At 48.2% G+C, this 19,828-nt stretch carries 15 protein-coding genes and 3 rRNA genes; 17 read left to right on the plus strand and 1 reads right to left on the minus strand.

Translation table 11 applies throughout. The annotated features are described in order from the left end of the window. The first annotated feature begins 30 nt into the window (after window positions 1–30). The 10 genes from pabA (at window position 31) to MHI06_RS00395 (ending at window position 8,495) form a co-directional block, all read left to right on the plus strand. Window positions 31–606, plus strand: a complete 576-nt coding sequence (gene pabA, locus MHI06_RS00350) for an aminodeoxychorismate/anthranilate synthase component II (protein WP_340400063.1) — start codon at window positions 31–33, stop codon at window positions 604–606. A 1-nt stretch (window position 607) separates the two neighbouring features. Beyond that, window positions 608–1,492 carry an aminotransferase class IV gene (locus MHI06_RS00355; RefSeq protein WP_340400064.1) on the plus strand — a complete coding sequence of 295 codons (885 nt, stop codon included), beginning with the start codon at window positions 608–610 and terminating at the stop codon, window positions 1,490–1,492. After that, on the plus strand, window positions 1,489–2,352 hold the full coding sequence (gene folP, locus MHI06_RS00360; RefSeq protein ID WP_340400065.1) for a dihydropteroate synthase: 864 nt from the start codon (window positions 1,489–1,491) through the stop codon (window positions 2,350–2,352). The genes MHI06_RS00355 and folP overlap by 4 nt, the downstream gene beginning before the upstream one ends. A gap of 115 nt (window positions 2,353–2,467) precedes the next feature. After that, entirely contained in the window at window positions 2,468–2,830 is a 363-nt protein-coding gene (folB, locus tag MHI06_RS00365; protein ID WP_062838071.1) for a dihydroneopterin aldolase, read from the plus strand. A 9-nt stretch (window positions 2,831–2,839) separates the two neighbouring features. Then, complete coding sequence (gene folK, locus MHI06_RS00370) at window positions 2,840–3,388, plus strand: 2-amino-4-hydroxy-6-hydroxymethyldihydropteridine diphosphokinase (protein ID WP_340400066.1); 549 nt, start codon at window positions 2,840–2,842, stop codon at window positions 3,386–3,388. Beyond that, entirely contained in the window at window positions 3,340–3,543 is a 204-nt protein-coding gene (locus tag MHI06_RS00375; protein WP_169483017.1) for a helix-turn-helix transcriptional regulator, read from the plus strand. The genes folK and MHI06_RS00375 overlap by 49 nt, the downstream gene beginning before the upstream one ends. A 96-nt stretch (window positions 3,544–3,639) precedes the next feature. Then, window positions 3,640–4,659, plus strand: a complete 1,020-nt coding sequence (dusB, locus tag MHI06_RS00380) for a tRNA dihydrouridine synthase DusB (protein WP_340400067.1) — start codon at window positions 3,640–3,642, stop codon at window positions 4,657–4,659. Between the two features lie 251 nt (window positions 4,660–4,910). After that, entirely contained in the window at window positions 4,911–5,390 is a 480-nt protein-coding gene (gene greA / locus MHI06_RS00385) for a transcription elongation factor GreA (protein WP_169483019.1), read from the plus strand. A 116-nt stretch (window positions 5,391–5,506) separates the two neighbouring features. Then, window positions 5,507–7,018 (plus strand): lysine--tRNA ligase, encoded by a 1,512-nt coding sequence (lysS, locus tag MHI06_RS00390; protein ID WP_062838066.1) that lies wholly within the window; start codon window positions 5,507–5,509, stop codon window positions 7,016–7,018. 139 nt (window positions 7,019–7,157) lie between these two features. Further along, window positions 7,158–8,495, plus strand: coding sequence for a TrkH family potassium uptake protein (locus MHI06_RS00395; protein WP_145153615.1), 1,338 nt, complete (start codon window positions 7,158–7,160; stop codon window positions 8,493–8,495). An 84-nt stretch (window positions 8,496–8,579) separates the two neighbouring features. Here the strand turns inward: MHI06_RS00395 and MHI06_RS00400 are convergent, their stop codons facing one another. Next, window positions 8,580–9,170, minus strand: a complete 591-nt coding sequence (locus MHI06_RS00400; RefSeq protein WP_340400068.1) for a TetR/AcrR family transcriptional regulator — start codon at window positions 9,168–9,170, stop codon at window positions 8,580–8,582. A gap of 87 nt (window positions 9,171–9,257) precedes the next feature. On the opposite strand from MHI06_RS00400, the gene MHI06_RS00405 reads away from it, so the two are divergent. The 7 genes from MHI06_RS00405 (at window position 9,258) to pdxT (ending at window position 19,703) form a co-directional block, all read left to right on the plus strand. Continuing rightward, window positions 9,258–9,809 carry a hypothetical protein gene (locus MHI06_RS00405; protein ID WP_340400069.1) on the plus strand — a complete coding sequence of 184 codons (552 nt, stop codon included), beginning with the start codon at window positions 9,258–9,260 and terminating at the stop codon, window positions 9,807–9,809. Between the two features lie 439 nt (window positions 9,810–10,248). Then, window positions 10,249–11,801 (plus strand): 16S ribosomal RNA (locus MHI06_RS00410). Between the two features lie 311 nt (window positions 11,802–12,112). Next, window positions 12,113–15,038: ribosomal RNA gene (locus tag MHI06_RS00415) — 23S ribosomal RNA — on the plus strand. A gap of 75 nt (window positions 15,039–15,113) precedes the next feature. Further along, window positions 15,114–15,230: ribosomal RNA gene (rrf, locus tag MHI06_RS00420) — 5S ribosomal RNA — on the plus strand. Together the 16S, 23S and 5S rRNA genes form the textbook arrangement of a ribosomal RNA operon. Window positions 15,231–15,632: 402 nt before the next feature. Continuing rightward, window positions 15,633–17,090, plus strand: a complete 1,458-nt coding sequence (guaB, locus tag MHI06_RS00425; RefSeq protein WP_340400070.1) for an IMP dehydrogenase — start codon at window positions 15,633–15,635, stop codon at window positions 17,088–17,090. A 415-nt stretch (window positions 17,091–17,505) separates the two neighbouring features. Further along, window positions 17,506–18,894 (plus strand): D-alanyl-D-alanine carboxypeptidase family protein, encoded by a 1,389-nt coding sequence (locus MHI06_RS00430; RefSeq protein WP_169483095.1) that lies wholly within the window; start codon window positions 17,506–17,508, stop codon window positions 18,892–18,894. A gap of 218 nt (window positions 18,895–19,112) precedes the next feature. Further along, a complete protein-coding gene (pdxT, locus tag MHI06_RS00435) occupies window positions 19,113–19,703 on the plus strand; it encodes a pyridoxal 5'-phosphate synthase glutaminase subunit PdxT (RefSeq protein ID WP_340400071.1) in 591 nt (196 codons plus the stop codon). Window positions 19,704–19,828: the final 125 nt, after the last annotated feature.

The raw sequence follows: 19,828 nt of genomic DNA on the forward strand, positions 1-19,828 counted from the left end.
TGTTGACGGAAGATGAGGAGGAGCAGGCATATGATACTGGTTATCGATAATTACGATTCCTTCACGTACAACCTGGTTCAATATCTGGGTGAACTGTGTGAGACGGTGGAAGTTCGCCGCAACGATGAGATTGATTTGGCAGGCATAGAGGCACTGGCACCTGATCATATTCTGATCTCTCCGGGTCCTTGTACACCGAACGAAGCGGGCATTAGCTTGGCAGTCATCGATCATTTCAAGGGAAGCATCCCGATCTTTGGTGTGTGCCTAGGGCATCAGTCTATTGGACAAGCGTTTGGCGGTAATGTCATTCGTGCGGAGCGCATGATGCACGGCAAAACATCTGAGATGCACCATAATGGAACATCGGTATTTGCCGGATTGCCATCTCCATTCACAGCTACCCGGTATCACTCCCTGATTGTGGAGCGCAGCAGCTTGCCTGACTGTCTAGAGATTACAGCGGAGACAGCTGAAGGTGAGATTATGGGTCTGCGCCACAAAGAATATGCAATTGAAGGGGTTCAATTCCACCCGGAATCCATTATTACAGACCACGGTCACCAGATGCTTCGCAACTTCCTGTCCCAACAAGTGAAGGTATAACATGCAATATGCCGCGATAAACGGAGAGTTGGTTCATATGGCGGCAGCCGTGGTTCCTGTAACGGATCACGGCTTTTTGTACGGACTGGGACTGTTCGAGACGTTTCGGACATATCAGGGGGCCCCTTATCTTCTGGAACGGCATCTGGAGCGGATGGCTTCGGGGTGTGAGGAACTGGGCATTCCTTTTACAACGACTGCGGCAGAGGTGACAGATTGGATTCTACGCTTGATGGATGCAAACGGACTTCAGGATGCGTATGTTCGTTATACGGTATCAGCGGGTGAAGCACCGCTAGGCCTACCTGCTGGTGATTATTCGAAGCCGAATCATATTGTACTGGCAAAAGCATTACCTGAGTCCTCTCCCTCTGTATATGAGAGCGGCAAAATGCTTCAACGTCTTTCTACACCTCGCAACACGCCTGAAGGAGACGTGCGTTTCAAGTCGCTGCATTACATGAACAGCATTCTGGCGAAACGAGAGCTGAACCGCTACGGGCAGTATGTACAGGGTGCAGAAGGGCTACAATTAACTCGTGATGGTCATGTAGCTGAGGGCATTGTCAGCAATGTGTTCTGGGTACGGGAAAATGTGCTCTACACGCCAGCGCTCTCAACCGGCATTCTGCCGGGCATCACGAGAGCTGTGGTACTTGAAATCGCTACGCAGCGAGGAATCCCCTGCATAGAAACACTAGCGGCTTGGGAGGTTTTACTGCAAGCAGATGAAATATTTCTAACCGGCTCAGTGGCAGAGCTGGTTCCGGTGACAACTCTGCGGGATCAGGGTGGAACCGAAACGATAATTAGCAACGGACATATTGGCCCGGTTACAGCAGTCCTTCTGGGTATGTACCGGCAGAAAGCGGGGTATACTTCATGACACTTACACCTGTCATCTATGAACGGAACTATGCATGGGGGCCAGCTGAGTTGAAGCTGGGGTCAAGAACACAGATCATGGGCATTCTTAACGTCACGCCTGACTCGTTCTCGGATGGTGGACGTTATACCAATGTGGAGCGGGCGGTTGCCCATGCCAAGCAGATGATGGAGGACGGCGCGGACCTGATTGATATCGGTGGGGAGTCCACCAGACCTGGTTCAGCGGTCGTTAATGCCGATGAAGAGCTCAGCAGGATCATTCCGGTTATTGAAGCATTACATCAGCAAGCCCCGCACATTCCAATATCGGTGGACACGTATAAGGCTGATGTTGCACGTCAGGCTATTCTAGCGGGTGCCCATATCATTAATGATGTGTGGGGTGCCAAGGCAGACCCGGATATGGCCCGCACGGCAGCAGAGCTGGGGTGTCCCATCATTCTGATGCATAATCGGCAGGAGAGAGATTATACCGATTATCTGAGTGATGTCGTGAGCGATTTGCAGGAGAGCATACAGATTGCGTTAACAGCCGGAGTGAAAGCAGATCAGATTATCCTGGACCCCGGCATTGGTTTTGTGAAGGATCTGAAGGAGAATCTGGCGCTCATGTCATCGCTCGGTTTGCTCAATGAAATGGGATATCCCGTGCTGCTAGCCACCTCACGCAAAAGATTCATCCAGAACACCCTGGATGTTGGTGCGGATGATGCGCTGGAAGGAACGGCTGCGACTGTTGCATTTGGCATTGCCCAAGGCTGCCAGATGGTTCGGGTTCATGATGTGAAGCCGATTCGGCGGACGGCAGACATGTGTGATGCCATGTTATATGCTTCTCCGGGTCTACGGAGGAAATAATGCTGGCGGGTCCGAGTGACCCGTCCAGTGGAAGCGCAGCGTTTTTCAAAGGCAAAGCAAAGGGATGACTTCAAAATAGAACTATTTCAATATATATAGAGGGCAGGCGGATCGTATGGATAGAATGGTATTGCACCGTATGGAGTATTACGGATATCATGGCGTTTTTGCAGAAGAACGGAAGCTTGGGCAGCGGTACTATATTGATCTGGAGATTGACATGGACCTGAGTGAGGCTGGACGTAACGATGATCTGACCAAAACGATCAATTATGCTGAGATCCATGAGCTGGTAAAACAGATTGTTGAGAATAAATCATTCCAGTTAATTGAAGCTTTGGGCGAACATATTGCATCTTCTTTACTAGACACTTATACTATTATCAATGCATTGACAGTCAAGGTGACGAAGCCACATCCGCCATTCGATATTCATTTTGAGGGCGTAACGGTAGAGCTTCGCCGCACAAGAAAGTGAGAACCGATCATGATTGCACATTCGACCTCTGAATCTTCAGAGGCTTATATTGCTTTAGGGGCCAATTTGGGCGACCGGGAACAGACACTGCTTGAAGCATTGTCCTTGCTGGATGAACACCCTCATATATCCGTTCTGCGCTGTTCTGCGCTATATGAGACGGAGCCTGTAGGATATGTAGATCAGCCAGCTTTTCTGAATATGGCAGTCGCCGTACAGGCGATGCTGACACCGGAGCAGTTGCTTACGGAATTATTGGATATCGAGAACCGACTCGGTCGTGTTCGTGATATTCGCTGGGGACCGCGCACCGTTGATCTGGATCTGCTCTGGATGCATGGTGAGACGCGAAATACCGAATTGCTTCAATTGCCACATCCCCGTATGGGCGAACGGGCTTTTGTGCTGGTACCGTTGTCGGATATCGTACCGGAGGGCGAGGAATCAGGTCTATATACCTTTGTACACTCATCGTTGTCTGTACTGGATGGAAAGGATGGAATACAGCTTTGGAAAACATGCAATTGGCCAATCGAATCCGGGCATTTCGGAAGCTGAAAGGTTTAACACAACATGAACTTGCTGCCGAGACCGGCATCTCGCTGGCCATTCTGGGAACTATTGAGCGGGGGAACCGTAAGGTAACACAGCAAGAGCTGGATCGAATTTCCGGAGTGCTGTCGATCAGTATCGAGGAGTTGCAGGGCAAGTAGGACCGTTTTGTTTTCGTCATGCTATATCAACAAAGACATTGATCGATCATTATATCTTGATATATACAGAATTAAAAAAGGAGTGGAACGACTACCGTGCTTAACATTGGTGGCATTGAAATGAAAAATCAGGTCGTACTTGCGCCGATGGCTGGCGTATGTAATCCGGCTTTTCGTTTGATCGCAAAAGAATTCGGAACAGGTCTCGTATGCGCGGAGATGGTGAGTGGCAAAGCCATCGTCCATGGTAACCAGCGTACACGCGAGATGTTGTTTGTAGATGAGCGGGAGAAACCGCTGAGCCTTCAGATTTTTGGGGGAGATCGTGATTCCCTCGTAGAAGCAGCCAAAATTGTGGACAAAGAAACCAATGCAGACATCATCGACATTAACATGGGATGCCCCGTGCCAAAAGTGACGAAATGTGATGCAGGCGCACGTTGGTTGCTTGATCCTAACAAAATCTACGAGATGGTATCTGCTGTTGTGGACGCGGTTGAGAAGCCGGTGACAGTCAAAATGCGTATCGGCTGGGATAACGAGCATATCTTCGCAGTTGAGAATGCGCTCGCGGTTGAACGTGCTGGTGGGCAGGCGGTAAGTGTACACGGTCGTACGCGTGAGCAACTCTATACAGGCACAGCTGACTGGTCACACATCAAAGATGTAAAAGAGGCTGTCTCTATTCCGGTGATCGGAAATGGTGATGTCCATACTCCAGAAGATGCCCGTCGCATGCTGGATGAAACGGGTTGTGACGGAGTTATGATTGGTCGTGCCGCCCTGGGTAACCCATGGATGCTGTATCGCACCATTCAATACTTAAGCACGGGTAAATTGCTTCCTGACCCAAATGGCGAAGAGAAGATCCGTGTTGCCATCCTGCATATGGATCGCCTGATCGCACTGAAGAACGAAACGGTTGCCGTACGCGAGATGCGTAAACATCTGGCTTGGTATTTGAAAGGCTTGAAAGGATCTGCCCGCATCAAGGACGTTATTATGGAAGGAACCAAGCGGGATGAGATGGTACAGATTCTGGAGAACTTTGTGGATCAGCTAAAAAGCGAAGGTAATTTGGAGTCAGAACCGGTAATGGCCGGAAATGCATCTTAATCGTAAACGTAGCTGTAAAACGTTTACAGCTATAGGGGACGTAACATTGACTTTTCGAGATCGTTCCCCTATAATTTCTCAGTATAAAATTCGCCATGTGCGTTAATAAGGCTATAGCATCAGGAGGAATATTCTATTTCTCTGGAGAACTTCATATAGTTTTGAAGATGTATGCGAGCGGAGCTCTGTAACAAGCACTGATTCCGTTGCCGTACAATCAAATTATTCCCATGACAGGAGAATCGGTTGAGATGAGCGACAAGGAAGTTATCCTTACACCAGAAGGACTCAAGAAGCTGGAAGAAGAATTGGAAACATTGAAATCAGTGAAGCGCCGCGAAGTGGCTGAACGGATTAAGGTAGCCATCGGGTATGGAGATATCAGTGAAAACTCTGAATACGAAGACGCGAAGAATGAGCAAGCTTTCATTGAAGGACGTGTAATCACGTTGGAGAAATTGCTTCGTAACGCGCGGATTATCAACAGCGATGAGATCGATACCGATGCTGTAAGCGTGGGTGCAACCGTCACTGTAGAAGATCTGGAGTTTGGCGACATCACAGAATATACGATTGTAGGTACTGCGGAGGCAGATCCGCTTCAGAACAAGATATCGAATGAGAGCCCTGTAGGTAAAGCGATTCTCGGCAAGAAAAAAGGTACAGTTGTTGATGTAAGTGTGCCTGCTGGCGTAATTCAATATAAAATTATAGACATTAAAAAGCTATAGCAACGAAGCAGTTGGGCACGGTAAACAAAAGCTTCCTTAGGGAAGCTTTTTCAACATTTGAGGAAGAGCGTCCTCTCGCGATGCCTGCAATGTAAATAAGGAGATGAATACAGATCATGACGGATGAAGTCTTGAATCAGGAAACCGAACTTAGCGAGCTTTTACAAATTCGCCGTGACAAATTGGACGAGCTCCGCAAATTGGGGATCGACCCTTTTGGCCAAAAATACGTACGTACCGAAGAAGCCGGCTCCATTCTGAAGAAGTATGAAGAACTGACCAAGGAAGAGCTGGAAGAGAAGCACATCGAAGTCAGTATTGCCGGACGGATTATGGCGAAGCGGGGAATGGGTAAAGCAAGCTTTGCGCATATTCAGGACCTGAGCGGCAGAATCCAGATCTATGTTCGTCAGGATACCGTGCCTGAAGATAAGTATGCGGCATTCAGCCTGCTGGACCTTGGCGATATTGTTGGGGTAACAGGCGTGATCTTTAAAACCAAAACAGGAGAAACTTCTGTTAAAGTGAAAGATCTTGAAGTGCTGTCGAAATCGCTCTATCCGCTTCCGGATAAATTCCATGGCCTCACGGACGTTGAACTGCGTTACCGCCAGCGTTACGTTGATCTGATTATGAGCCCGGACGTACAACAAACGTTCATCACACGTTCCAAAATCATTCAATCGATGCGTCGTTACCTGGATTCCCTTGGATATCTGGAAGTGGAAACACCTACGTTGCATACTATCGCTGGGGGAGCCGCAGCACGTCCGTTCATCACGCATCACAATGCGCTGGATATGGAACTGTACATGCGGATCGCGATTGAGCTTCACCTGAAACGTCTGATTGTTGGCGGACTGGAGAAGGTATATGAGATCGGCCGTGTATATCGGAACGAAGGGATGTCCACACGTCATAATCCGGAGTTCACGATGATTGAATTGTATGAGGCATATGCCGACTACAAAGATATCATGCATTTGACTGAAAATCTGGTTGCTCATATCGCACAGGAAGTACTGGGTACGCAAGTGATCCAGTATGGCGATTATGAAGTGGATCTTAAGCCGCAGTGGCGCCGTGTTACGATGGTGGATGCAGTTAAGGAAGTTGTGGGCGTAGACTTCTCTGTACACATGACGGATGAGGAAGCACACAGCTTGGCGAAGGAGCATAAGGTTCCGGTTGAGAAGCATATGACATTCGGTCACATTCTGAATGCATTCTTCGAAGAGTTTGTAGAAGAAACGTTGATTCAACCAACATTCATTATGGGACATCCTCTTGAAATTTCACCGCTGGCGAAGAAAAACGATGTGGATCCACGCTTCACGGATCGCTTCGAGTTGTTCATCGTTGGACGCGAGCATGCCAATGCCTTCACAGAGCTGAATGATCCAATCGATCAGCGTCAGCGCTTTGAAGCACAGATGCTGGAGAAAGAACATGGGAACGACGAAGCTCATGAGATGGATGACGACTTCATCCGTGCGCTCGAATATGGTATGCCACCAACAGGCGGACTGGGAATCGGTATCGATCGTCTGATCATGCTGCTTACCAACTCCCCGTCGATTCGTGACGTACTGCTCTTCCCGCACATGCGTCCTCGTACGCAAGATTAAATAAGGAACGTATTATACGTTCATAATAGAAGAGGAACCTGCCGTTCAGTATCATGCTGGGGCAAGTTCCTCTTTAGGTTTACATAGGCGGATTTATTAAGTTTAACCTGTTCGTATTTTGTTAAAAGAGGTGCCCTTCATGAAGTTCAGGCTTCACTTTGCCAAATTCCTATCCCCTCCGTTAATCTTGGTCGGTGGCTTTCTGCTTATTATTGCGATTGGAACGGTGCTTCTCATGTTGCCCATCTCCAACCAAAGCGGTGAGCATTTGGCGTTTATTGATGCTCTCTTTACATCAACCTCTGCCGCATGTGTGACTGGACTAGTCGTTGTGGATGTTGGGACGACGTTTAATTTGTTTGGTCAGATCGTCATTATGGTATTAATGCAGCTCGGTGGACTGGGCTTCATGACCATGGCTACCCTTTTTGCGCTAGTATTGGGCAAGCGAATCTCGCTCAAGGACAGGCTTTTGCTCAAAGAAGCCATTAATGCAGACAGTATGGAAGGGATCGTACGCATTATCCGTAAGGTGTTGATTTTCTCCTTTACCATTGAAGGGGTGGCTGCTGTCATACTGGCGCTGCGCTGGGCAACGGAGATGCCGTTTGGTCAGGCCGTATACTATGGAATATTCCACTCTGTTTCATTGTTTAATAATGGCGGCTTTGATTTGTTCGGCAACAGCTTTCAATACTACACCGGAGACTGGATATTCAATCTGACCGCTTCTGTACTTGTTGTCTCTGGTGGACTCGGCTTTGTTGTATTGAATGACCTGTTTGAGTATCGCAAACGCCGTCGCCTTTCCCTACAGTCCAAACTGGTGCTGTCTGTGTCGGGAGCATTGATTGGGATAGGAGCGATTGTACTGTTTGTTTTTGAATTCACCAATGGACACACACTGGCTTCACTCACCTGGAGCGAGAAGATCTATGCGTCCTTCTTCCAGTCTGTCTCTACACGTTCGTCTGGAACAAGTACCATCGATATCACGGAGATGAGGCAGGCTACCCAATTCTTCTTCATCCTGCTGATGTTTATTGGGGCATCCCCGGGATCGACTGGGGGCGGAATCAAGACGACTACATTCCTGATCATGATCGGTGCGGTGTATGCCATGATTCGGGGGAATAAGGATATCGTGTTTTTCCGCCAACGTGTTCCGAAGGAACTGCTTATGAGGGCATTGACCATTATTATGGTTTCGCTGATCATATTCATGATTGTGGTGATGCTTCTGCTTACGACAGAGGATGCGCCATTCCTTTCACTGATGTTTGAAGCTGCATCCGCAATCGGTACGGTGGGGCTTTCCGTGGGAGTAACCGATGAGTTGACCAATTGGGGAAAAATCATTATCACCTTTACGATGTTTGTAGGTCGGATTGGGCCATTAACCATCGCGTATGCTCTTCGTCCGCGCAAAGAGAAGAAACTGTATCGTCATCCGGAGGGCCGGATCATTATCGGATAAAAAGAAAAACCGTCAGACATTCAGAACTAACTCCTGTGATCGTAACAGGCTTTAGTCACAACGAATGTACTGCGGTTTTTTTGTTTAACGACACAAGGAAGCAAGATGCAAGGTGAGAACATCGTCCATGAGCTTGGCATTCATCTGATCGGGTCTAAGCACGGTATGTATACCCAAGCCATCCACCAGTGCATACAATCTCTCGATCTCCAGTTCTTTGTTCAGATCAGGTATGGAGAGATCAAGTTTAATCAGGTAAGTGATAACAGAGCCTACAGCTTGTCGGAGTTCATCATACACTGTATCGGCAAGTTCCTTGAGCGTGGGGTCAGTTTTGGATCTGGCTGTAAAAGCGTACCACACCTCCATTTCGGCCAGTTTTTCTTCCGTGTTTGGTAAGAACTCAAGCAATAGGCATTTCATATTGTCCATGGGAGAGCCAGTGAAGGACATTTGTTGGACCCGACGGGATACCCGTTCGGATACCAGATTCATGGCATATAGTAGTAGTTCCGACTGAGTGGAAAAGTAGTGACGCATTGAACCGACCGAAATTCCTGCTTCTTCAGCGATATTCCGAACAGAGGCCTGTTCCATGCCATCTCTTCGTATAATACGCCAAGCTGCCTCGGCCACGAGCACACGTTGTTTATCGTGATCAACAATTTTTGGCATAGGCGTAGTATAACATCGTTGATTATTATGATACAAATGTGCTAAATTGTATTTAATACAAACGTACTATTAAAAGGAGAGGCTGAAATGATTGGTTATTTCATTATAGGTTGTGAGATTGCCTTTTGGGTGTTTGTGTTTGCTGGTCTGAGTGTCAGGTATATCCTTGGCATGAAGCGGTTAGGCATCGGTTTGTTAATGGCAACACCGATTGTGGATCTGTTATTGCTAGTAGCTACAATTATAGATCTTCAGCGCGGAGCTACAGCAGGCGTGATTCATGGTATTGCTGCAGTGTATATAGGGGTAAGCGTTGCTTATGGTCATCAGATGATCGCTTGGGCAGATCGATACTTCCTATATTGGTTCAAAGGCGGGGAGAATCCTCGTAGCAGCAAATTATATGGCAGAGAACATGCAAGTCGTGAGCGCAGGGGATGGGTTAGACATCTTTTGGCTTGGTCTATAGGCAGCGTATTTCTATTCACCATGATATGGTGGATTGGTGATGCTGAGCGGACAGCCGTCTTCTATAATCTGATTAAAGTGTGGGGAATGATACTGGGTATCGATTTTCTGATAAGCTTTAGCTATAGTTTATGGCCACGAAAGGTTCCAGTCCGGAATGCTAAACGATAAAAAAACAAATGGACGTGCATAGAAACAAGCCAAGTTGGGAGAATACCACATGTACGTCCAATTGGGATCAAATAGATCGATAATTTAAGTTCAAAAAAAGACTTGCAATCAAAATCTGTACATGGTATATTCTAATTCCGGCCAAGAAAACACGGTTTACACGGTGCGGCAAGCAAATGAAATAAGCTTCGAAAGAAACTTAAAAAAAGAGCTTGCAAAGTTGGTTCGGATGTGATAAGATATAAAAGTTGCTGAAGAGAACAACGTTCGGCAGCGAAACAAGTTTGATCTTTGAAAACTGAACAACGAGTGAGTAAACATTCTGCTTGCAGAATGAACGCGAAAGTTTGAGACAAGCCTTGGCTTGGATCGACTGGAGTACAAATGAGATTTTTAATCTCGTCAGATTCAAAATGAGCTTATCGCTCTTTTCAATACTTTATTGGAGAGTTTGATCCTGGCTCAGGACGAACGCTGGCGGCATGCCTAATACATGCAAGTCGAGCGGACTTGAAGAGAAGCTTGCTTCTCTGATGGTTAGCGGCGGACGGGTGAGTAACACGTAGGCAACCTGCCCTCAAGTTTGGGACAACTACCGGAAACGGTAGCTAATACCGAATAATTGTTTTCTTCGCCTGAAGAGAACTGGAAAGACGGAGCAATCTGTCACTTGGGGATGGGCCTGCGGCGCATTAGCTAGTTGGTGAGGTAACGGCTCACCAAGGCGACGATGCGTAGCCGACCTGAGAGGGTGATCGGCCACACTGGGACTGAGACACGGCCCAGACTCCTACGGGAGGCAGCAGTAGGGAATCTTCCGCAATGGGCGAAAGCCTGACGGAGCAATGCCGCGTGAGTGATGAAGGTTTTCGGATCGTAAAGCTCTGTTGCCAGGGAAGAACGCTTGGGAGAGTAACTGCTCTCAAGGTGACGGTACCTGAGAAGAAAGCCCCGGCTAACTACGTGCCAGCAGCCGCGGTAATACGTAGGGGGCAAGCGTTGTCCGGAATTATTGGGCGTAAAGCGCGCGCAGGCGGTCATTTAAGTCTGGTGTTTAATCCCGGGGCTCAACCCCGGATCGCACTGGAAACTGGGTGACTTGAGTGCAGAAGAGGAGAGTGGAATTCCACGTGTAGCGGTGAAATGCGTAGATATGTGGAGGAACACCAGTGGCGAAGGCGACTCTCTGGGCTGTAACTGACGCTGAGGCGCGAAAGCGTGGGGAGCAAACAGGATTAGATACCCTGGTAGTCCACGCCGTAAACGATGAGTGCTAGGTGTTAGGGGTTTCGATACCCTTGGTGCCGAAGTTAACACATTAAGCACTCCGCCTGGGGAGTACGGTCGCAAGACTGAAACTCAAAGGAATTGACGGGGACCCGCACAAGCAGTGGAGTATGTGGTTTAATTCGAAGCAACGCGAAGAACCTTACCAGGTCTTGACATCTGAATGACCGGTGCAGAGATGTACCTTTTCTTCGGAACATTCAAGACAGGTGGTGCATGGTTGTCGTCAGCTCGTGTCGTGAGATGTTGGGTTAAGTCCCGCAACGAGCGCAACCCTTATATTTAGTTGCCAGCATTTCGGATGGGCACTCTAGATAGACTGCCGGTGACAAACCGGAGGAAGGTGGGGATGACGTCAAATCATCATGCCCCTTATGACCTGGGCTACACACGTACTACAATGGCCGGTACAACGGGCTGCGAAATCGCGAGATGGAGCCAATCCCAACAAAGCCGGTCTCAGTTCGGATTGCAGGCTGCAACTCGCCTGCATGAAGTCGGAATTGCTAGTAATCGCGGATCAGCATGCCGCGGTGAATACGTTCCCGGGTCTTGTACACACCGCCCGTCACACCACGAGAGTTTATAACACCCGAAGTCGGTGGGGTAACCGCAAGGAGCCAGCCGCCGAAGGTGGGATAGATGATTGGGGTGAAGTCGTAACAAGGTAGCCGTATCGGAAGGTGCGGCTGGATCACCTCCTTTCTATGGAGAATCGTTTCCTGCAACGGAAACATTCAAATATGTAGCTAAGCTACAAAACACTCACTCGTTGCTCAGTTTTGAGAGCTCAAACTCTCAAAACAGCTTGCTTTTGCATGGAGCTTGTTCTTTGAAAACTAGATATCGAAACGAAACAAACGCGAATTAGAACATTCCTTTTTAGCTGAACTTGTGCAAACAAGTTTCAATAAAAACGGTAGTTAAATTGCTTTTGCGATGGTATTGAATGGGAGTGACTTTTGGCTTTGCGCAAGCAAACCAAGGGAAGCGAGCAGTCAAAACCGGAGCAATATGGTTAAGCTACTAAGAGCACACGGAGGATGCCTAGGCGCTAGGAGCCGATGAAGGACGTGGCGAACAACGAAACTGCCTCGGGGAGCTGTAAGCAAGCTTTGATCCGGGGGTGTCCGAATGGGGAAACCCAGCTGGGGTAATTTCCAGTTACTCATAACTGAATACATAGGTTATGCAGAGGCATACCAGGGGAACTGAAACATCTAAGTACCCTGAGGAAGAGAAAACAATAGTGATTCCGTCAGTAGCGGCGAGCGAACGCGGAGAAGCCCAAACCAGAGAGCTTGCTCTTTGGGGTTGTGGGACGTCTCACATGGAGTTACAAAGGAACCGGTTAAGCGAAGAGGTCTGGAAAGGCCCGCCAAAGAAGGTAAAAGCCCTGTAGTTGAAAGTCTGTTCCCTCCGAGACGGATCCCGAGTAGTGCGGGGCACGTGAAACCCCGTATGAATCCGGCAGGACCATCTGCCAAGGCTAAATACTTCCTAGCGACCGATAGTGAAGCAGTACCGTGAGGGAAAGGTGAAAAGCACCCCGGAAGGGGAGTGAAATAGAACCTGAAACCGTGTGCTTACAAAAAGTCAGAGCCCGTTTTAGGGGTGATGGCGTGCCTTTTGTAGAATGAACCGGCGAGTTACGTTCCCGTGCAAGGTTAAGGTGAAGAGCCGGAGCCGCAGCGAAAGCGAGTCTGAATAGGGCGACTTAGTACGTGGACGTAGACCCGAAACCGGGTGATCTACCCCTGTCCAGGGTGAAGGTGCGGTAACACGCACTGGAGGCCCGAACCCACGCATGTTGAAAAATGCGGGGATGAGGTGGGGGTAGCGGAGAAATTCCAATCGAACTCGGAGATAGCTGGTTCTCCCCGAAATAGCTTTAGGGCTAGCCTCGGAAAACAGAGTCGTGGAGGTAGAGCACTGATTGGGTGCGGGGCCCGCAAGGGTTACCAAGCTCAGTCAAACTCCGAATGCCATAGACTTACTTCCGGGAGTCAGACAGTGAGTGCTAAGATCCATTGTCAAAAGGGAAACAGCCCAGACCATCAGCTAAGGTCCCCAAGTGTGTGTTAAGTGGAAAAGGATGTGGAGTTGCACAGACAACCAGGATGTTGGCTTAGAAGCAGCCACCATTGAAAGAGTGCGTAATAGCTCACTGGTCGAGTGACTCTGCGCCGAAAATGTAACGGGGCTAAACACACCACCGAAGCTATGGCTTGATGCTTTGCATCAGGGGTAGGGGAGCGTTGTATAAGGGTTGAAGGTGTACCGTAAGGAGCGCTGGACATTATACAAGTGAGAATGCCGGTATGAGTAACGAAAAGATCAGTGAGAATCTGATCCGCCGAAAGCCTAAGGGTTCCTGAGGAAGGCTCGTCCGCTCAGGGTAAGTCGGGACCTAAGGCGAGGCCGAAAGGCGTAGTCGAAGGACAACAGGTCGAAATTCCTGTACCACCGTAAGCCGTTATGAGCAATGGGGGGACGCAGTAGGGTAGTGACGCGGACTGATGGATGTCCGTCTAAGCAGTAAGGCTGATGTGTAGGCAAATCCGCACATTGTAAGGCTGAGCTGTGATGGGGAGCGAAAATTGTAGTAGCGAAGGTCATGATCTCACACTGCCAAGAAAAGCCTCTAGCCAGGTGATGGTGCCCGTACCGCAAACCGACACAGGTAGGCGAGAAGAGTATTCTAAGGCGCGCGGAAGAACTCTCGTTAAGGAACTCGGCAAAATGACCCCGTAACTTCGGGAGAAGGGGTGCCCCGGTAGTGTGAATAGCACGAGGGGGCCGCAGTGAAAAGGCCCAAGCGACTGTTTAGCAAAAACACAGGTCTGTGCGAAGCCGTAAGGCGAAGTATACGGGCTGACGCCTGCCCGGTGCTGGAAGGTTAAGGGGAGTGGTTAGGAGCAATCCGAAGCTGTGAACCGAAGCCCCAGTAAACGGCGGCCGTAACTATAACGGTCCTAAGGTAGCGAAATTCCTTGTCAGGTAAATTCTGACCCGCACGAATGGCGTAACGACTTGGGCGCTGTCTCAACGAGAGATCCGGTGAAATTTTAATACCTGTGAAGATGCAGGTTACCCGCGACAAGACGGAAAGACCCCATGGAGCTTTACTGCAGCTTGATATTGAATTTGGGTACGATCTGTACAGGATAGGTGGGAGCCTTTGAAGCATGAGCGCCAGCTTGTGTGGAGGCAACGTTGGGATACCACCCTGATCGTATCTAGGTTCTAACCTGGTACCGTAATCCGGTACGGGGACAGTGTCAGGTGGGCAGTTTGACTGGGGCGGTCGCCTCCTAAAGAGTAACGGAGGCGCCCAAAGGTTCCCTCAGAATGGTTGGAAATCATTCGAAGAGTGCAAAGGCATAAGGGAGCTTGACTGCGAGACCTACAAGTCGAGCAGGGACGAAAGTCGGGCTTAGTGATCCGGTGGTACCGCATGGAAGGGCCATCGCTCAACGGATAAAAGCTACCCTGGGGATAACAGGCTTATCTCCCCCAAGAGTCCACATCGACGGGGAGGTTTGGCACCTCGATGTCGGCTCATCGCATCCTGGGGCTGAAGTAGGTCCCAAGGGTTGGGCTGTTCGCCCATTAAAGCGGTACGCGAGCTGGGTTCAGAACGTCGTGAGACAGTTCGGTCCCTATCTGTCGTGGGCGTAGGAAATTTGAGAGGAGCTGTCCTTAGTACGAGAGGACCGGGATGGACGTACCGCTGGTGTACCAGTTGTTCCGCCAGGAGCACCGCTGGGTAGCTATGTACGGACGGGATAAACGCTGAAAGCATCTAAGCGTGAAGCCCCCCTCAAGATGAGATTTCCCAGTATGTAAGACCCCTTGAAGACGACGAGGTAGATAGGCTGGGGGTGGAAGTGCAGCAATGCATGGAGCTGACCAGTACTAATCGGTCGAGGGCTTATCCAATAGCAAGTTCTAAATCGCATGTTTCGTTTCGAATCTAGTTTTCAGAGAACAACACTCTGAAATGTAAGCACCGCGTTTGGTGGCGATGGCGGAGGGGTTCCACACGTACCCATCCCGAACACGACCGTTAAGCCCTCTAGCGCCGATGGTACTTGGACCGCAGGGTCCTGGGAGAGTAGGACGCCGCCAAGCAATTAACCACTGCCGATGTAATTCGGTGGTGGTTTTTATTTGTTTATAAATGGATAGATAGAGTTCAATGAATAGTTAGGAAACAGGAGGTTTTATAGCCTATTTGCATCAAACGTCCACGTGAATAACCTGGTTTCTATGTATATAGAAGATAAACGTCACTCGATATGAGTAGGCGCTTTTTTGTTATATTAATCAGACTTGTCCGCACGTGATAAACAGTTGTATTCATGAGACAACACACCTGATATAACCAAGTACTTTTCCTTGACAGTCTAAATATCGCTTTGCTAAGATGGCAATAATAAATTTTTCAGAAAACGTATTTTCGGCGTAAAATACAGCCTGGAATCTTCGGGTTTTGGACCGTAAAGCTGAGCAAACATAAGGAGGAACACCTGCGTGTGGGAAGATAAATTTGGTAAAGAAGGCTTCACCTTTGATGATGTATTGCTAGTGCCACGGAAATCCGAGACACTGCCTAAAGAAGTAGACGTTTCCGTTCGCCTGAGCGATAGCGTAAAATTGAATATTCCTTTGATTAGTGCAGGTATGGATACTGTCACTGAAGCAACACTTGCCATTGCCATTGCCCGTGAAGGTGGTATTGGAGTTATCCATAAAAACATGTCTGTTGAGCAGCAAGCGGAAGAAGTGGACCGTGTTAAGCGTTCGGAGAGCGGCGTAATCACTAATCCATTTTCACTGACAGCAGATCATTTGGTGTCTGATGCAGAAGAGGTTATGGCGAAATATCGGATCTCTGGTGTACCAATTATTGAAGGAGATCAGAAGCTGGTTGGTATTTTGACGAACCGTGATTTGCGTTTTATCCACGATTACGGCATCAAAATTAGCGAAGTTATGACTCGTGAGAATCTGGTTACAGCTCCTGTAGGCACTACACTGCAAGAAGCTGAGGGTATCCTTCAGAAACACAAGATTGAAAAACTTCCATTGGTTGATGAGACGAACACACTGAAAGGTCTTATTACCATTAAAGATATTGAAAAAGCGATTCAATTCCCGAAAGCAGCCAAAGATGCACAAGGTCGTCTGTTGGTTGGTGCGGCAATTGGTATCTCCAAAGATACATTCGAACGTGCAGATGCTTTAGTTCAAGCCGGTGTAGACCTTATTACTGTAGACTCGGCTCATGGACACCACATTAACATTATCGAGGCGGTTCGTCAGCTTCGTGAACGTTTCCCTAGCTTGACGATCGTTGCAGGTAACGTGGCTACAGGTGAAGCAACTCGTGACCTGATCGAAGCAGGAGCTTCTGTAGTCAAAGTGGGTATTGGTCCAGGTTCAATCTGTACAACTCGTGTCATTGCAGGTATTGGTGTTCCTCAAGTTACAGCTGTATACGATTGTGCTACTGTAGCTCGTGAGTATGGTGTGCCAATCATTGCTGACGGCGGTATTAAATACTCTGGTGAGATCACGAAGGCAATTGCAGCAGGCGCTCATGCGGTCATGTTGGGAAGCTTGTTTGCAGGTACAGAAGAGAGCCCAGGTGAATCCGAGATTTATCAAGGTCGTCGTTTTAAAGTATACCGTGGTATGGGTTCCCTTAGTGCGATGAAACAAGGTAGTAAAGACCGCTATTTCCAGGATGATGACAAGAAACTGGTTCCGGAAGGAATCGAGGGTCGTGTCGCTTATAAAGGTCCATTGTCTGATACGATCCACCAATTGATTGGTGGTCTGCGTTCAGGTATGGGATACTGTGGTACGAGCAACCTGGAGCAGCTTCGGAACGACACTGGCTTTATTCGCATTACAGGTGCGGGTCTGCGTGAAAGTCATCCGCATGATGTACAGATTACGAAAGAAGCACCTAACTACTCGTTGTAATCTGAAGAGAGTTAATCATTTCCAGGACAGGCTCGGTGATTTTCACCGGGTCTGTCTTTTTTTGCAGATACCCCTGTGATAGAATAGAACAAGCGGTGACGATCCAAGGTTGGATTAAGGCGTTGCGGCGGTTATTTGACGTGAATCTATGAATATTGTTTTGAAAAGCAAATGCAGTGCCAGAAATGGTTGCCAGCTAAACAGAAGCGCGGACGTCCTTCTACATAAGCATTCGCAAAATGCGGACTAAGTGACAATCGATAACGAACTTTAGGAGCAATAATATTGCTCGTTCGATATAGCGCATATACCACACATCTCATACATCATTGCACAGGTTAGGGAACAAGAAAATCGCAGCATAAGCTGCACTGAAGCAATTAACAATGCTTTGGATCGAAGGGAGTATTCATCATTGAAAGCCAAACACATGAATAAAAAGAAACGCCAAATGCTCAAAAAGAGCGTAGCCTCGGTAATGCTAATTAACATGCTTTGTATGTCTGCAGTCATGCCGGTCATGGCTGCTGCGGATAACTCCGGTCAGGTTCTGACTGCTGCAGCAACAACAACGAAGACAGAGAAAGCCGTGCAAGTTCCTGGGGCGGACTCACTTGGGCTTGAGGTTAGATCTGCAGTGCTGATGGAGGCTTCAACAGGACAGGTTCTGCTCAATGTGGATGCGGATAAAGCTATGCCGCCTGCAAGTATGACCAAAATGATGACAGAGTACATTGTCGCTGAACAAGTCAAACAAGGGAAATTTGGCTGGGACGATGTTGTAACTGTCAAAAAGAATGCTGCACAAAGTGTCGGATCACGTATCTTTCTGGCGGAAGGGGACCAGCACACAGTTAGGGATCTTTATATCGCTATGGCTGTTGGCTCTGCCAATGATGCTACGGTTGCTTTGGCTGAACATGTTGCAGGTTCGGAAGAAGCTTTTGTGAAAATGATGAATGATGAAGCGAAGCGTATGGGCATGAAGGATACGTTCTTCATCAACTCTTCCGGTCTGGACCGAGCAGATATGCCTGCTGACTTCCGCCCAGCTGAAGACAAGGAAACAGTGATGTCCGCTCTGGATGCTGCAATTCTGTGCCGATACATCATTATGGATCACCCGGACTACACAGAATTCACAACGATTCAATCCTACAAGTTCCGTCCCAATGATAAAGCTCCAATTATCAACTACAACTGGATGCTGGAAGCGAATAAAAATATAACCAACTTCAAAAGCTATGCCTATGAAGGTCTGGACGGAATGAAAACAGGCCATACAACGAACGCAGGTAATAACTTTACAGGTACAGCGGAACGTAACGGTATGCGTCTCATCAGTGTCGTTATGGGCACAGATTCAGAATCTGCACGTTTCAGAGAAACGAAAAAAGTACTGGACTTTGGATTTAACAACTTTGAAGTAAAACAGGCTGTCGCAGGCAAGACCAAAGTAACGGGCTGGGAAGCTGTACCTTTGAAAAAAGGTAAAGAAACGACCGTTCCTGTCGTAACAGATAATGCGGTAAGTTTCGTTGTTCCCAAAGGTACTCAAAACCTGGATGTGACGTTCAAAGCCAACGTAACTGAGGCTGACCAGCTGGTAGCACCAATCAAGGCAGGTACAAAGGTTGGTACGGTAACGTACACGTATAAAGCAGAGGGAATTGAGCCTCAGGAAAAAACAGTGAACTTGATCACTGCCGAAGAGGCCGATAAAGGCGGATGGTTCCGTCTGTTCTTCCGTGCTGTAAAAGATTTCTTCGTGGATCTCTTTGACGGAATCAAAAACCTGTTCTAACCCTTAGCATACTTCATGAAAAGAGCATGATCATGACTTTGATGTTTATGTGATCAAATCAATGACAAAATCCAAGTTATTCCGACCGGATGGATTGTATATTTACAATTTTTCCGGTAAAATATCAAGTTAGAATTCACGTATGATGAAGCGAAAAAGCCCAATGTTCGTTAACCATATGCAAGATCGTGGCTGGTCAGGAGAAGGGGAATGGACATATGAAGATCGGTGTTTTAGCACTTCAAGGAGCTGTCACAGAGCATATTCGGAGCATTGAACTTGCTGGAGCAGAAGGTGTAGCTATCAAACAGGTTCAGCAATTGGAGGACTTGGATGGTCTTATCCTTCCTGGCGGCGAAAGCACGACGATCGGTAAACTGATGCGCAAGTATGGGTTTATGGATGCCATTCGAGCGTTCGCTGATGAGGGCAAACCAGTATTTGGTACCTGTGCGGGTTTGATCGTTATGGCCAAACACATTGCAGGGCAAGAAGAAGCTCATTTGGAGCTAATGGATATGACGGTATCCCGAAATGCTTTTGGACGGCAGAGAGAAAGCTTTGAGACAGACTTGCCGGTCAAAGGCATTGAGGAAAAGGTAAGGGCTGTGTTTATCCGGGCGCCCTTGATCGAGAGCGTCGGAGAACAGGTGGAGGTTCTCTCCACATACAAGGATGAGATTGTAACTGCTCGTCAGGGGCATTTGCTGGCTTGCTCCTACCATCCGGAGTTGACGGATGACTATCGTCTACATACTTATTTTGTAGACATGGCCAGATCTTATAAACACACGGTAGACTCTAAATAATGCATGATGTACAACCTATGATCTCCCGGTCATCGGATCACTCCCCCAGAAGCCTTGTAAGGCCGCAGGTTGGCAGTTGCATCTGAACGGATGCCTGATGTTGCCTGTATCTGCTTCAGAGCGGG

It is taken from the genome of Paenibacillus sp. FSL H8-0079 (assembly GCF_037991315.1).
GTDB lineage: Bacteria > Bacillota > Bacilli > Paenibacillales > Paenibacillaceae > Paenibacillus.

Excerpts from the sequence above, each read along its gene's own strand:
- lysS (WP_062838066.1), top strand. The coding sequence starts at position 5,507 with ATGACGGATGAAGTCTTGAATCAGGAAACCGAACTTAGCGAGCTTTTA.
- folB (WP_062838071.1), top strand. The coding sequence starts at position 2,468 with ATGGATAGAATGGTATTGCACCGTATGGAGTATTACGGATATCATGGC.
- pabA (WP_340400063.1), top strand. The coding sequence starts at position 31 with ATGATACTGGTTATCGATAATTACGATTCCTTCACGTACAACCTGGTT.
- pdxT (WP_340400071.1), top strand. The coding sequence starts at position 19,113 with ATGAAGATCGGTGTTTTAGCACTTCAAGGAGCTGTCACAGAGCATATT.
- folK (WP_340400066.1), top strand. The coding sequence starts at position 2,840 with ATGATTGCACATTCGACCTCTGAATCTTCAGAGGCTTATATTGCTTTA.
- greA (WP_169483019.1), top strand. The coding sequence starts at position 4,911 with ATGAGCGACAAGGAAGTTATCCTTACACCAGAAGGACTCAAGAAGCTG.
- MHI06_RS00400 (WP_340400068.1), bottom strand. The coding sequence starts at position 9,170 with ATGCCAAAAATTGTTGATCACGATAAACAACGTGTGCTCGTGGCCGAG.
- MHI06_RS00355 (WP_340400064.1), top strand. The coding sequence starts at position 608 with ATGCAATATGCCGCGATAAACGGAGAGTTGGTTCATATGGCGGCAGCC.
- folP (WP_340400065.1), top strand. The coding sequence starts at position 1,489 with ATGACACTTACACCTGTCATCTATGAACGGAACTATGCATGGGGGCCA.
- MHI06_RS00405 (WP_340400069.1), top strand. The coding sequence starts at position 9,258 with ATGATTGGTTATTTCATTATAGGTTGTGAGATTGCCTTTTGGGTGTTT.
- MHI06_RS00395 (WP_145153615.1), top strand. The coding sequence starts at position 7,158 with ATGAAGTTCAGGCTTCACTTTGCCAAATTCCTATCCCCTCCGTTAATC.